We start from the raw sequence: 15,323 nt of genomic DNA, 5'->3' as shown, positions 1-15,323 counted from the left end.
GTTTTATCGCCTGCCAACACAAACAACACAGATTGATTTATCCATCTATCCTAATGGATTTTTGCCTTTCATCGATACCAAGATTAATGATTATTCATTCTCAGCCGGATTGAGGGGTAAAATAGGCGCTTGGGATTACGACCTAAGTAATACAAGTGGAGAAAATACCATTGAGTTTAATATTGACAACACGGTAAATGCCTCATTACCAACAGGCACTAGTCCTACTTCGTTTTATGCAGGAGAATTGTTGTTCAGACAAAACACCAGTAATCTTGATTTAAGCAAAAAGCACACTTTTGACGGTGGATTTTTAACTTCATTAAATACGGCATTTGGTGCTGAATTCAGGATAGATAATTACCAGATCAAAGAAGGTGAGCTTTTGTCGTATTCAAATGGTGGAAGATTAATCGGAACATCCCCTACAGCATCAGGTGCGCAGGTATTCCCAGGCTTTAAACCGAGCAACGCATTGGATAAATCGAGGCACAATGTTGGTGCTTATGCCGATCTTGAAGCCGAGTTTGGGCCCCGGGTAACTTTAGGGGCTGCTGGCCGTTACGAAAATTACAGTGATTTTGGTTCTAACTTCTCGTATAAATTTACAGGTAAGGTTAAACTTTTTGGTGATATTTCGCTGCGTGGAGCTTATTCCACAGGATTTAGGGCACCATCTTTACACCAACAATATTTTAATAATGAGAGTACACAGTTTGTAGGCACCAATGCAACGCAGGTTTTAACTGTAAATAATGCAAATCCTATTGTGGCCCAATTTGGTGTAGGCGCATTAAAACCTGAAATTTCTAAATCGGGAAGTTTAGGCTTAGCAGGCAGAATTGCCAAAACTTTTACTTTTACCATAGATGCTTATAATATCGATATCAGCGACCGGATTGTTTTCTCCAGCCAGTATGCCCGCGAACGTGCTGGTGGTGTTTTAGTGCCAACCGGCGTGGTGAATCAGATTTTAAATACGGTAGATCCAGCGGCACAAATTAACAGTGTACAGTTTTTTACCAACGCCATTACCACCAATACCGCAGGTATCGATGTTGTTTTAACCAATAAGTTCAATTTGGGCGCAAAAAGCAGCTTAATTTTAAGTGTTGCTGGTAACGTTAACAAAACCGTGGTGAGAAGTATTCAGGGTTCTGATAAAATTGAAAGTGATCCTACATTAAAGGCTAAACTTTTCGATCGTTTAGAACGCTCCCGTTTCGAAAGTTCTGTGCCTAAAAACAAACTGAATATCACCGCAACTTATAATGTAAATAAACTATCGTTTGTGGCAAGAACAGTTCGTTTTGGCGAGGTTACCTATTTAAATGCTATCGATCCCAATGTTGCTGCCAACGGCTTACCTACGCAATTGGATCAGACTTTTGCGCCTAAATGGATAACAGATTTCTCGGTAAGTTATGCCGCAAATAAAACCTGGTCGGTTACCGTTGGGGCCAATAATATTTTTGATGTTTACCCTGATAAATTATATATCGATCCGCGTAATAATGAAAATAATTTGAGCGGAAACGCTGCGGGCAATTATTCAGGGGGATTAGACAATACCTCGAATGGTAGGTTTTTGTACTCAAGAGCTGTTAGCCAGTTTGGTTTTAGCGGTAGGTATGTGTATGGCAAAATTGCCTGTACATTTTAAAGAAATTTAAAAAAGAAAAGCGTCCAGATTTTAAATCGGGGCACTTTTTTGGTTTTACGCCTCTAAGGTAATGCCATTCCCTTAGGGAGAAATAATAAAACGTTGTCATCCTGAGCCTGTCGAAGGACAAATGTTTTATTTATTTCGAAAATTAAGAGGTCTTCGACAAGCTCAAACTGACAGCAGAATGTTTAAGTTACCGATACTGCTCTTCGTGGATTTGAAACTACAGATATTGTAACAAACTCTCCAGTTTCATTCCTCTTGATCCTTTTAACAATACCAAATGATCCTGAACCGGGTTTTCCTGTAAATATGCGGCTGCTTCGGCCGGACTTTCGAAAAATGTGCCCTTAAACTTGTCTTTAAATGAATAGAAATCCTTCCCGATAAAAATTAGCTGATCTAAGCCGCTTTCATTAGCCTGTTTCGCAATGAGTTCATGCTGGCCATAAGATTCTGGTCCAAGCTCAAACATACCACCCAAAATAGCAGTCTTTTTATCGGCCGATAATACTACAATATTTTTCAGTGCAGCGGTCATGCTGCTTGGGTTTGCATTATAAAAATCGCAGATTACCGTATTCTTTTCTGTTTTGGTTAACTGAGAACGGTTATTTTTTGGCTGATAATTAGATAAACCGGAATTGATTTCATCCGGAGTCATATCAAAGAAATCGCCAATACAGATTGCAGCAAGAATGTTTTCGAAATTATAACTACCTGTTAAATTGGTTTTAACAGAAGAAGAAACCTCATGGTTGGTCCAATCTACCTCAATAAAAGGGTCGCTGCTTTTTAATTTACCTTTAATGGTATTGCCGTTTTCTGTTCCATAATAAATCAGTTTGTTTAAACCTGCGGCAGTGCTCATTTCAAGCAAGTATGGATTGTCTCTATTGATAAAAGTATAACCATGGGTTTCTTTTAAATAGGCATAAAGTTCTGCTTTGCCCTTTTTTACCCCTTCAAATCCGCCGAATCCATCTAAATGTGCCATGCCAACATTGGTAATAATGCCATGTGTGGGCTGAGCAATGGTACAAAGTAGCTCTATTTCCTTCTGATGGTTTGCTCCCATTTCGATTACCGCGATCTGCACCTCACCGGTGATGGACAAGATAGATAGCGGAACACCAATGTGATTGTTTAAATTGCCGAATGTGGCAAAGGTTTTGTATCGTTCTGCTAAAACAGCATTTACCAATTCTTTGCTGGTTGTTTTGCCATTACTGCCCGTTAAACCGATTACCGGGATATTTAATTGTTTGCGGTGATAACGTGCCAGATCCTGCAAAGTGCTTAATACATTTTCAACCAATAGGCATTGACTGTTTTTGGCATACTTTTCTTCATCTACAACTGCATAAGCTGCGCCTTTTTCAATAGCTTGAGCAGCAAATTCGTTGGCATTAAAAAGATCTCCCTTAAGCGCAAAAAAGATACAACCAGGGCTAATGTTTCTTGTATCGGTAGAAATAACAGGGTTTTCTTGGTAGTAATCGTATAATCTTTCGGTTGTAATCATGCCTATGGTAAAAAATATGATGTAAAATTAAGCTTTCGCATTAACAAAAAACAAAATTAGTACATTAGGTAAAATTATTTTAACATGAAGAGACTGTTGACGTTCTGCCTAATCTCCCTTACTTCTATTTTATTTGTACATGCTCAGGTAAAATCTCCCGACGACTTTTTAGGATACGAGCTGGGTTCGCACTTTACCCCGCACCATAAAGTGACCGATTATTTTAGACAAACCGCTGCGGCTTCTGCTAAAAACATGAAACTGATAGAATACGGTAAAACCAATGAAGGCAGACCTTTAATGGTGGCAGTTGTTTCTTCACTAGAARACATAACCAAACTCGAACAGATTAGGAATAACAATTTAGCTTTGGCAACTGGTACCAATAATAGTGTGGATTTAACAAATCAGCCTGCCATACTTTGGTTAAGTTATAATGTGCATGGTAATGAGGCAAACTCAACCGAAACTTCAATGAAGATGCTTTATACCTTAGTTTCGGGTGTTAATAAACCTGCAACAGAATGGTTAAAAAATACAGTTGTGGTGATTGACCCTTGTTTAAACCCCGATGGAAGAGACCGTTATGTGAATTATTTTAATAGTGTGGTGGGTAAAACACCCAATGCTGATCCGTTATCAAGAGAACACATAGAGCCATGGCCAGGCGGCAGACCAAACCATTATTATTTTGATCTAAACCGCGATTGGGCCTGGCAAACCCAGGTTGAAAGCGTGCAAAGGTTAGCGCTGTATAACCAATGGATGCCACAGGTACATGTCGATTTTCACGAGCAAAGTTATAATGAACCTTATTATTTTGCACCGGCAGCAGAACCGGTTCACCAGGACATTACGCCCTGGCAAAAAAGTTTCCAGGTAGTGGTAGGTAAAAACAACGCCAGGTATTTTGATGCGGAAGGTTGGCAGTACTTCACCAAAGAGCGTTTTGATTTACTATATCCATCTTATGGCGATACTTATCCCTTATACAATGGATCAATAGGCATGACCTATGAGCAGGGTGGAATCAGGGCCGGATTATCTGTGGTGACTAACGATGGCGATACGTTAACCTTAAAAGACCGCATCGCACATCACTTTACAACAGGAATGTCTACCCTTGAAGTAACTTCCTTAAATCATCAGAAGTTATTAGCGGAGTATAAAAAATATTTCCAGCAGGAATTAGCCAATAGCCCTGGTGTTTATAAAAGTTATATCATAAAAGCGACTAATTTGTCACGCTTAAAAAAACTGGCTGAACTGCTAACCAAAAACAAAATCGAATTTGCTTTTGGTGGTGATAAAATGGGAAGAGGTTATGATTACGATACCCAAAAGGAGGAAAGTTTTAGCATCGCCCGTAACGATTTAATTGTTAATATTCAGCAGCCAAGGGCCGTTTTGGCGAACGTTTTATTAGAGCCCCAAACTCTTGTAACCGACTCTAATACTTATGATATTACTGCATGGGCCCTACCTTATGTATACGGATTAAAAGGTTATGCCAGTAAAGAAAGTATTAAAGGGAAATATTCAGCAATTGAAGAGGCAAAGGTAATCAGTAATGAACTTGAGAAGCCCCTGGCCTGGTTATTTAGCTGGGGAACAGGCGAAGATGTTCAGGTTTTAACTGCGCTGCAAAAAGAAAATATAAAAGTTAGACAGGCCGATCAGCCATTTGTGGTAAACGGTAAGGACTATCCTGCCGGAACCTTAATTGTGTTGAGGGCAGAAAACGAAAGACTGATCAAAGGGATGAAAGATAAGGTTACATCGATCGCCAAAATCTTAAACAGGCCAATTCAGGCAGTTAGCAGTGGTTTTGTAGAGAAGGGGAAGGATTTTGGCTCTAATGTTTATCCATTGTTAAAACAGCCTAAAATTGCCATTGTATCTGGCATGGAGGTTTCTTCTCTTGCGTTTGGCGAAGTTTGGTTTTTTCTTGAGCATGATCTAAATCTTTCACCAAGTATTATTAATGTCAAGGACCTGAATAACCTGGATATTAATAAGGTAAACACCTTAATCTTGCCGGATGGAGGTTATAGCGCTTTTATTGGTGATGGTTTAACCGCATGGATAAATAAAGGAGGAAAATTGATTTTGATGGAAGATGCTATAGAAAGTGTATTCGAGAAAAAAGGATTTGATATTAAAAAGAAGGAAGCGGTTGTAAAAAAAGATGAAAAGCCAGAGGCAAACAAACTCCTTTTCAGGGATAAGGACAGAGATGATTTCGAAACGACCATACCCGGTGCAATTTACCGGATCAATCTCGATGCTAGTCACCCTTTTTCTTATGGCCTGGGTAAAACCTACTACAGTTTAAAAACAGACCGTAAAATTTATGAGCCCTTTGTTAAGGGGTGGAATGTGGGTTTAATTAACGAAAAAAGTTTAATGGCCGGTGTAGTGGGTAAAAAAGCAAGGGAAGAGCTTAAAACCGGGCTTTTAATCGGCGTACAAGATTTTGGGCGGGGCAAAGTAGTTTATTTGGCTAACGACCCGCTGTTTAGAAACTTCTGGGAGGGTGGAAAAACCCTATTTGAGAATATAATTTTTTGTGGATATTAACAACCGTACTTGAAAACAGGCGCTGATTACTAGATTTTTAGTTAAAAGTTTAATTAGCATAAAAAAGTTACGCCTGTGAAATGGGCCTCAGGGGGCATTTAAGATGCCATTAGTTAAAAATAGTTAAAATAAATTTGCTTCAGGAGTTAACTAACTCTAATTTAGCATAAATTTTAATACATTAACTAACCTATTTCTACTATGAAAAAACTTCTACAGAGTTTGTTCATCCTCATGTTTTTTACGGTAAACGTAATGGCACAGGATCGAACAATCACAGGAACAGTTACGTCTTTAGAAGACAAACTACCAATTCCTGGAGTAAGCGTAAAAATTCAGGGGGCTGCTGGTGGCACCTCTACCGATTCGAATGGGAAATTCTCCATTAGAGTTTCATCAGATGCTAAAACAATAGAATTCTCTTCTATTGGATTTACATCTCAAACCAAGCCGATCGGAAGCTCAAACGTAATTAATGCTGTTCTAACTACTGATTCTAAAGCATTAGGCGAGGTTGTAGTAACTGCTTTGGGCGTTAACAAGGCCACAAAAACTTTGGGTTATTCTCAAAGTACCTTAAAATCGGCAGAGGTGAATGCATCTGCACCAGCAAGTTTATTTGGCGGTTTGCAGGGTAAAGTTGCAGGGGTAAATATTTCCAACACATCTGGTGCGCCAGGTGGATCAACTAAGGTTATTTTAAGAGGTTATTCTTCCATAACGGGAAGTAACCAGCCTTTATATGTTGTTGATGGAGTTCCGTTGGATAATTCGACGGCAGGTTCTGATAACAATTACGATTTTGGTAACAATGCAAATGATATTGATCCAAATAACATAGAAAGTATCAGTATTTTAAAAGGATCAGCAGCAACAGCCTTATATGGTTCACGTGGATCGAACGGTGTTTTGATTGTTACAACTAAAAAAGGAGCAGCAGGCAAATTGAAGGTAGATCTTTCTACAGCTACTACTTTAACCAATGTAGCATCTGTTTATAAGCTTCAAGATCAATTCGGGCAGGGCTGGGATGGTACTTACATTCCTTCTGAGAATGGTAACTGGGGTCCAAAATATGATGGTCAACTGAGATCATGGGGCGCAATAGTTGATAACTCTCAATTGTTAAAACCTTTTTCATTCATTAAAAACAATGTTAGGGATGCGTTAACTACAGGTATAGAGTTAAATAATAATATTGCCTTGAGTGGAGGAAATGACAATAGTACGGCTTATTTTTCTTATGGTAATATTTACAGCAATGGCTATCTTCCGTCTGATAATGATTCGTATAAAAGAAACAACTTTACCTTAAAAGGATCAACCAAATACGGAAATTTCTCCGCTGATGCATCTTTAAACTATGTTGGTAAAACTACAAAATTTATCAATCAGGGAGGTGGCAATTCAGGTATCGGTTCTTCATTTTATGAAGATATCCTACAGATCCCTGGCGATATTCCAATTAAAGATCTTCAAGATTATAAAAACAAATTCTTTAACGTTGACAATTATTTTACTCCTTATGCAGAAAATCCTTATTACTCTATTTATGAGAATGGAAGTAGGTACAAGAGTGACCGCGTGTATGGAAATATTAATTTGAATTACAAAGCAGCAAGCTGGTTAAGTTTTCAATTCCAACAAGGTGCTGATATTGATAATGCCATTAGCAAAATCTGGCATAATAAAAATGCACCGAGCCCAGGTAGTTATAATGCAGGTGGGAACATTGAAGGTTCTTCGAGAGCAGCAGATGCCGGTGATGTAATCGATGGATCTGTAAAAACGTTTGAGTACGATTCGAAATTAAATGCACTATTTAACACAGAATTAAATAGCCACTTCGATTTAGATGGTTTAATTGGTGTTAACTACAATGATCGTGGTTCAAGGGTATTGACTACGGGTATCGAAGATTTAGCAATACCAGGTTTTTATCAGATTAATAACTCAGCAAACAAACCAACATCAACAAGTGCAGAATCACATCGCCGCTTATTTGGCGCGTATGCATCCGCAACACTAGGTTACAACAAATACCTATATTTAACACTAACAGGTAGAAACGATTGGTCGTCAACACTTCCACAGAACAACAATAATTACTTCTACCCTGCTTCGAGTTTAGCTTTCATCGCTTCTCAAGCCATAGATTTAACCAAAACACCCATCAGCTTTTTAAAATTTAGAGCAAGTTATGGCGAAACAGGAAGTGATACAGATCCTTATCGTGTATTTAACAGCGCCACAAGAACATCCGTTCCTTTAGGCTTTGGAACCTTAACTTTTCCTGTTTTTGGTGTACCAGGCTACTCAATCTCTAACCAGTTGAACAGTAATAACTTTAAACCAGAACGTGTTAAAGAGGTAGAGTTGGGTGCTGAGATTAGGTTTTTAAAGGATCGTATTGGAATCGATGCAACTTATTACAATAAATTAAGAAAAGATCAAATTATCCCATTGCCTATTGATCCAGCAACGGGCTATTCATCATACATTGTAAACTTTGGTTCGGTTCGTAACAAGGGCGTAGAAATTGCCGTAAATATTAAACCAATCAAAACAACGGATATTGACTGGAATTTAAATTACACGTTTACAAAAGAAAACAGTAAAGTAACCGAATTGCCGATCGGACTAGATAAGGTCGTTTTAAATTCGGCTTATGATGCGCAGTTTGTAGCCCGTGTTGGTCAACCATTAGGTATTATTGAAGCGCCTACACGTACTTATAGTCCAACAGGTCAGGTTATTGTTGATTCAAACGGATATCCAGTATATTCTTCTGAAAACGTAAGTTTTGGATCAACGGTGCCAGACTTCGTAATGGGATTGAGTAATCAGTTCCGTTATAAAGATTTTTCACTTTCATTTACGTTAGATTGGCATAAAGGTGGTGTGTTTTATTCAGGAACAGCCGATTTATTAAACTTCGTGGGTGCAGATGAAAAGACGACTTATAATGATCGCCGTCCGTTTATTGTTCCTAATTCTGTTCAAAAATTAGCTAACGGTACATACGTAGAAAACACTACTCCTATTACCGAAGCCAATACCGACGATTTTTACTACCATACATCAAATAAGGCTGATGCTTATGCTAACCGTATTTTAGATAGATCTTTCTTAAAATTAAGGGAAGCCACTTTAAGCTATAACCTACCTAAATCTATTGTGGGCAAAGTTGGCGCACAAAGAGCATCAGTCTCTGTTTTTGGAAGAAACCTTGTAACCTGGTTAGCTAAAACGAACAACACTATTGATCCCGAGGTTTCTAATTTCGGAAACGATTTAGGAAGTGAATTTGGTGAGTTTAGAACTGCTCCTCCTGTTAGGTTCTTTGGTGCATCATTAAAAGTTTCATTTTAATCTATCTTGTAATGAAAAATAATAACATAAAATATAAAGTGCTGATGTTATCAGCAATAGTGTTACTTGCCTTTGGATGTAAGAAGACGCTAGATATTAACGTAAGTCCAAATAACCCTTTAATTGAAACCACTACTCCTGAAGTGTTGTTTCCTTCAGCAGTAATGTCAACTACAGGTCGTGTTGGCGGTGATCTGACCATTTTGGGTGGCATTTGGGCTCAATATTACACACAGGCAAATGCTTCAAATCAATATAAAACAATTGATTCTTATGCATTAACCCGTAATGATTTTAACGGTAGTTATAATGAGTTATTCTCTGGTGCATTAGCTGATTATCAATTGGCTATAAACCTAGCTGTAGCAAAAAGTGATTGGCGCTATAATTTGATGGCCACGGTAATGAAAGCTTATACTTATCAAGTACTGGTGGATCTGTACGATAAAGTTCCATATACAGAAGCGTTAAAAGGCATTGATAATCTGCAGCCTAAGTTTGATGATGGCTATACTATTTACGTGGGCCTACTTGCAGAAATAGATGCAGCACTTGCGAAAGATTATACCAGTATTGCGTTAAGCAGTGACCAAAAGAAAACCGATTTTCTTTTTGGTGGCGATATGAGCCTTTGGACTAAATTCGCAAATACCTTAAAGTTAAAAATGTATTTAAGAATGGTTAATGCAAAACCTGCAGAAGCGCAGGCTGGTATTACAAAATTATATACAGATGGTGCGAACTTTTTAACCACCAGTGCAGGTATTGCTACATTTGATGGTACACCAGACAATAGTAATCCTTTTTATGAATATAATGTACGTCGTTTAAATACCACTACAAACTTGAGGGCTAGTAAAACCTTTACCAGTTGGTTGTCCGCAAATAACGATCCAAGGGTTAATTATTATTTTGGAACGGCTAGCCCTGTGCCAATAAACCAAGGTGATTATACTGCAACAGCAACCCAGCAGCCGACTTATGCAAGTGCAACAGTTTTTGCTCAAACGGCTAAAGATCCAGTTTGGTTTATTTCTGCAGCCGAGTCGTATTTCATGCAGGCAGAGGCGCTAGAACGCTACTATGGGGGTACAGGTGCTGCGGCTATGTATCAAAACGGTGTGAGGGCAGCTTTTACTCAAGTTGGATTAGCAGTAAGTGCAGTTCCTGCACCTTATCTAGTATATCCAGCAGGTACTTTTGAACAAAAACTAGAAAAGATAATTGTTCAAAAATGGGCCTCTTTCGCAGGCTCCCATAGCCTTGAAGGTTTCTTCGAACAAGAGCGTACGGGATATCCAAAAACAAGTACAGTATATTCGACAGATGCTAGCTATATCGCTGGCCAGTGGGTGTATTCGAAAAATGGAGTTACATCAGGGTTGTTTCCTAAACGTTTGGTGTTTCCTGCTTCATCAAGAGATAGAAACAGCAACACACCAACAGAGGTGCCAATTACGACTAAAGTTTGGTGGGGTAAATAGTATTTAATTGATAAAAAGATGAAAAGATATTTAACAATAATCATATTGGGAGTTATAAGTATGACTTATAGCTCTTGCAAAAAAGAGTCCTTTGACTATCCGGAAGGTTATGTAGGTATTTCCAAAATAACTGTGTTTCCAATACTAACTATGAAAGGTGATAAGTATGTTGCAGTTGCCAAAGGAGCAACTTATACGGATGCTGGCGCCACAGCAGTAGCAGGAACAAGTACTATTGAAGTAAAAACTACAGGTCTGCCAAATACAGCAACAGCTGGTGTTTATTTGATTACCTATGCAGCTACAAATACTGATGGTTTTTCTGCCACAGCAACTAGATCTGTGGTGGTTTATGATACTAAGGCAGATGCATTAGTGAATGATTTTTCGGGAAACTATTTGAGGGCGGCTACAGGAACAATCACAAAATGGACTAAATTGGCCCCTGGCGCTTATCTGGTAAATAACCCCGGCGGTGCAGCAACTGGGACAACAGTCAACGTAATTGCCATTAACCCTACTGGTAGCACAATTGATATTCCACAACAGAATACCGATAGCGGGCCGTGGGGGTCAAATACCGAGAGTAAAGATTTAATTACAGGCAATTATTCATGGGCAGTTGAAAATCCTGGTTATGGTACCGCGGTTAGAACTTTTGTTAAACAATAATCAATAGAGCGATGAAAAAATATTTTTATATACTAACACTTTGTGTACTAAGCATATCTGCTTGTAAAAAAGATGAACCAGTTGGCGGTACAGCAGTACAGGACCTATCTGGTGAGTGGTGGGTGCAGATTGATGGTAAAGGCGATTATTATGGAATCTCTACCTACAATACAGCTGATAACTCATCAAGCCAGATGTGGTTAAATTTGACTAATTTTTGGGGCAGTTCAACTCAAACTGTTTTTGGTAAGGTTAATGTAAACCTAGATAACAAAACCATTACTGGGCAGAATATTATTAATGCAGGTACTTATACAGGTGGTATAAAATTTACGGTAACCAATGGAAAGATCACAACTAATGGTGCCGTGGGACCATCATCTAAAGCACCAACCGATGCCATTGCATTGGATGTTGAATTTTCGGATGATCCGGGAACGGTTTATCACTTAAAAGGTTACCACCGAACAAAATTTGTTGAAGACGATCATTAACTATTCGTAATAAGTAATAAGGCCCTCCATAATTATTTCTGGAGGGCCTTGTTGTTTTAAGAGAAATTTATAACAAAGGCTTTAAATTTTTAAAATGCTACCCTTTTAATAAGCGGTATTTAAGAACCTAAACCGCTCTAAAATTTCATTTTTTGTATAACTATGAAGACGGTTATTTTTAACTAAATTATTAGTTTTGTTGGTTTTTGATGCTTTTTTTGTCAAATAGTTATTTTTTAACAAAAAAAAGGGTTAAATGTTAAAAATTGTTAAAAATAATTTGGTTGTATACATAACTAACTCTACATTAGCCTTTATAAATCATTAACTAACCTATTTTCAAATTATGAAAAAACTTCTACAAAGTTTGTTCATTCTTGTGCTATGCGCCTCCTCGGCGTTTGCCCAAGAAAGAACAGTATCTGGTACAGTAACATCTCAGGAAGATGGACTTCCTGTACCTGGTGCATCGGTAAGGGTAAAAGAAATCCCTAATTTAGGTGCTCAAACGGGTGCTAACGGAAAATTTTCACTAAACGTTCCCAAAAATGGTAAAACTTTAGTGGTAACCTTTTTAGGTTATGCAACAAAAGAGTTTGTTATTCCTGCTAACAATGTTGTAAACGCGGTTTTAAATTCAGATGTCACCTCATTAAATGAGGTTGTTGTAACTGCCGGTGGTGTTACAATTCAGCGCCGTCAACAAGGTAACCAGTCTACTACAGTTAAAGCTGAAGAATTAACTCAAGGCAAGGCATTTAACGTTGCGAGTGCCCTTACCGGTAAGGTTGCGGGTTTGCAGGTAAATGCGGTAAGTAGCGGTGTTAATCCAAGTATCCGTTTAGTATTAAGGGGTAACCGTTCATTGTTGGGGAATAACCAGGCTTTGGTTGTTGTTGATAATGTTATTGTACCAAGTGATATCTTAGGAAACTTAAATCCAGAAGATATTGAAAACATTGAAGTGTTAAATGGAGCAGGTGCTGCTGCACTTTATGGTTCTGATGCTTCTAACGGCGCATTAATCATTCAAACTAAAAAAGGTAAAAGAGGTTCGTCAACAATTAATGTTAGTCACACGACTAATATTGAGCAGGTAAGTTTCTTACCTCAGTTACAAGATCGTTTTGGATCTGGTACGGGTAATGATGATATACCAACTTATACGCCATTTGAGAACCAACAATATGGTCCGGCATTTGATGGCGTTGTTCGCCCGATTGGTAAACCTTTAGCTGATGGCTCGATCCAATCTGTGCCTTACTCATTTAATTCAGACGAGAATAAAAATGCTTTTTGGGAAACAGGTTACTCTAACCAAACAGACTTTAACTTGTCTTCTGGTGATGATAAAGGAACCTATTATTTTTCTGGACAGTATTTCGATCAAAAAAGTACTGTACCTGGCGATAAATACAACAGGTTTACCATGCGTGTTAATGGTGAGCGTAACTTAGGCAACAATGTCACCTTTAGTTTTAATTTAAACTATGTGCAAAATCGCTACGATCAATCAAGTGCAATTGCAACAGTTTATGACAACGTTTTACAATCACCAGGTGAAATCCCTTTAACTAGGTACAAAGATTATAAAAACGACCCGTTTTCTACTCCTGATGGATATTATAACGAATACTATCAAAATCCATACTTTGCTTTAGGTAATAACCGCAGTGCTACACGTAATGATTATTTAACGGGTAATGCTCAGTTAAAATGGAATCCGATTAAGGAATTATCTTTATTGGTTAGAGCGAATTTATCTAACAGATCATTTGCCAATAAATCTACAACCAATAAATTCACTTATTCAGATTATCGTTTAAAGGAAACGCCTAACTTCTCAAACGTTGTTGGCGGTGTGAGTGATTATTCAGGATACAATGTTCAGATCAATCCAGAATTCCAGGCACAATACATCAAAAAACTCTCTAAAGATTTCTCATTAAATGTTATTGCTGGCGCTACAATCAGACAGAATACTTACAAAAGTGTAAATGTTGGCACGAATGGCGGTTTAGCACTGGCTGATTTCTTTAATATTTCTAATGGTCTTCAAAATCCAAGTGCTAGTGAAACAAATTTCAAAGCCAGACAGATTGGTGTTTATGGTGACGCCCGCTTAGGTTTCAGAGATTATTTGTACCTACACGTTACTGGTAGAAATGATTGGAGATCAGTTTTGGCACCAGAAAGCAGATCATTTTTCTACCCAGCTGTCGACATTTCGTTCATTGCGTCGGATGCAATTCCATTCTTGAAAAACTCTAACGTAATTGAATCTTTAAAAATTAGAGGTGGTGTTTCTAAAGTGGGTAATGTTAACTTAGGTAATAGCTCTAACTTCGGTGCTTATGCATTGTTGCCAACATTTGGTCAAGGTTATGGTTACCCGTATGGAGGAATTCCGGGATTTACTTTGGGTGACCGTATTGTATCGCCAAACATTAAACCAGAAATTACTTTAGCTTATGAAGGTGGTGTTGATTTCTCATTATTAAAATCAAGAATTACCGGTAGTTTCACTTATTACAAATCAAATACTACTGATCAAACGGTTCCCGTTAACGTAGCTAACTCAACAGGTTTTTCATCTTTCTTAACCAATACTGGTGAAGTAAGTAACAAAGGTATTGAAACAAACCTTCGCTTGGTTCCTTACAGAAATACAAGTAACGGATTAGAAGTTACTGTGGGTGCTAACTATACATATAACGATAACAAAGTGGTCTCAATTAGCAACGGCCTTCCTCAGTTAGGTTTATCGGGAACAACTACACTAGGTGTTTGGGCTGTTGAAGGTGAAGCATTCCCTGTATTAAAAGGAACTGATTACAACAGAGATCCTCAGGGAAGAATTATTGTTGATAAAATTACAGGTTTTCCGAGCGTTACTACTGGTACAACTGTTTTAGGAAACACTGAACCTAAACACCGTTTAGGACTTGATGCCGCAGTTTCTTTCAAAGGATTCCGCTTAGCTGGATTATTTGAGTACCGTGGCGGTTTCGTAATGGCGCAAAACTCTGGAAGTTTTGATTTTTCCGGAGCAGGTATCAGAACAACCTATTTTAACCGTGAGCGTTTTGTGATTCCAAACTCTTCTTACTTAGACCCTGCTACGAATACGTATGTAGAGAATACCAATATTACGACCAGAACAGGTGGTGTCGATTTTTGGACGAACGGACCAACTAATACAGGTGTTGCAACAAATTATACTTATTCAGCTGCTTTCTGGAAGTTAAGAGAATTATCATTATCTTATGATATTCCTAAGTCGGTTTTAGGCAATTTGAAATATGTTAAAGCAGCCCGTGTAAGTGTTCAAGGTAGAAACTTATTTATATGGACACCAAAAACAAATATCTATACAGACCCTGAATACAGTGCTGCTGGTTCTGATAACAATGGTATTGGTATCACCTCTCTTGGTCAAACGCCACCAGCTCGTTTTTATGGAGCTACATTATCATTAACTTTTTAATACATATACATATGAAAAAGATATATAACGGTTTATTCATAGT

General features: G+C 38.1%; 8 protein-coding genes. 7 read left to right on the top strand and 1 reads right to left on the bottom strand.

Annotated features, from left to right (window positions below):
- Positions 1-1,663, top strand: a 1,663-nt coding sequence (locus tag AC1DPQ_RS03335; protein WP_477607927.1) for a TonB-dependent receptor domain-containing protein, incomplete at its 5' end; no start/stop codon positions are given.
- Between the two features lie 226 nt (positions 1,664-1,889).
- On the opposite strand, the gene AC1DPQ_RS03330 is transcribed toward AC1DPQ_RS03335, so the two are convergent.
- Positions 1,890-3,191 carry a UDP-N-acetylmuramoyl-tripeptide--D-alanyl-D-alanine ligase gene (locus AC1DPQ_RS03330; protein ID WP_477580648.1) on the bottom strand — a complete coding sequence of 434 codons (1,302 nt, stop codon included), beginning with the start codon at positions 3,189-3,191 and terminating at the stop codon, positions 1,890-1,892.
- 84 nt (positions 3,192-3,275) lie between these two features.
- Between AC1DPQ_RS03330 and AC1DPQ_RS03325 the strand changes: the two genes are divergently transcribed.
- From AC1DPQ_RS03325 to AC1DPQ_RS03300, 6 genes are all read left to right on the top strand, one after another.
- Positions 3,276-5,771 (top strand): M14 family metallopeptidase, encoded by a 2,496-nt coding sequence (locus AC1DPQ_RS03325; protein WP_477607925.1) that lies wholly within the window; start codon positions 3,276-3,278, stop codon positions 5,769-5,771.
- A 201-nt stretch (positions 5,772-5,972) separates the two neighbouring features.
- A complete protein-coding gene (locus tag AC1DPQ_RS03320) occupies positions 5,973-9,143 on the top strand; it encodes a SusC/RagA family TonB-linked outer membrane protein (protein ID WP_477607923.1) in 3,171 nt (1,056 codons plus the stop codon).
- A gap of 11 nt (positions 9,144-9,154) precedes the next feature.
- Positions 9,155-10,627, top strand: coding sequence for a SusD/RagB family nutrient-binding outer membrane lipoprotein (locus AC1DPQ_RS03315; RefSeq protein ID WP_477582229.1), 1,473 nt, complete (start codon positions 9,155-9,157; stop codon positions 10,625-10,627).
- A 150-nt stretch (positions 10,628-10,777) separates the two neighbouring features.
- A complete protein-coding gene (locus tag AC1DPQ_RS03310) occupies positions 10,778-11,299 on the top strand; it encodes an immunoglobulin-like domain-containing protein (protein WP_477582227.1) in 522 nt (173 codons plus the stop codon).
- Positions 11,300-11,310: 11 nt separating this feature from the next.
- Positions 11,311-11,793 carry a lipid-binding protein gene (locus AC1DPQ_RS03305; RefSeq protein ID WP_477582225.1) on the top strand — a complete coding sequence of 161 codons (483 nt, stop codon included), beginning with the start codon at positions 11,311-11,313 and terminating at the stop codon, positions 11,791-11,793.
- 346 nt (positions 11,794-12,139) lie between these two features.
- A complete protein-coding gene (locus AC1DPQ_RS03300; protein WP_477607921.1) occupies positions 12,140-15,280 on the top strand; it encodes a SusC/RagA family TonB-linked outer membrane protein in 3,141 nt (1,046 codons plus the stop codon).
- The last annotated feature ends 43 nt before the right edge of the window (positions 15,281-15,323 follow it).

The sequence above is a fragment of the Pedobacter sp. 01T416_2 genome, assembly GCF_056398925.1.
This window is presented reverse-complemented; position numbering and strand designations above follow the sequence as displayed.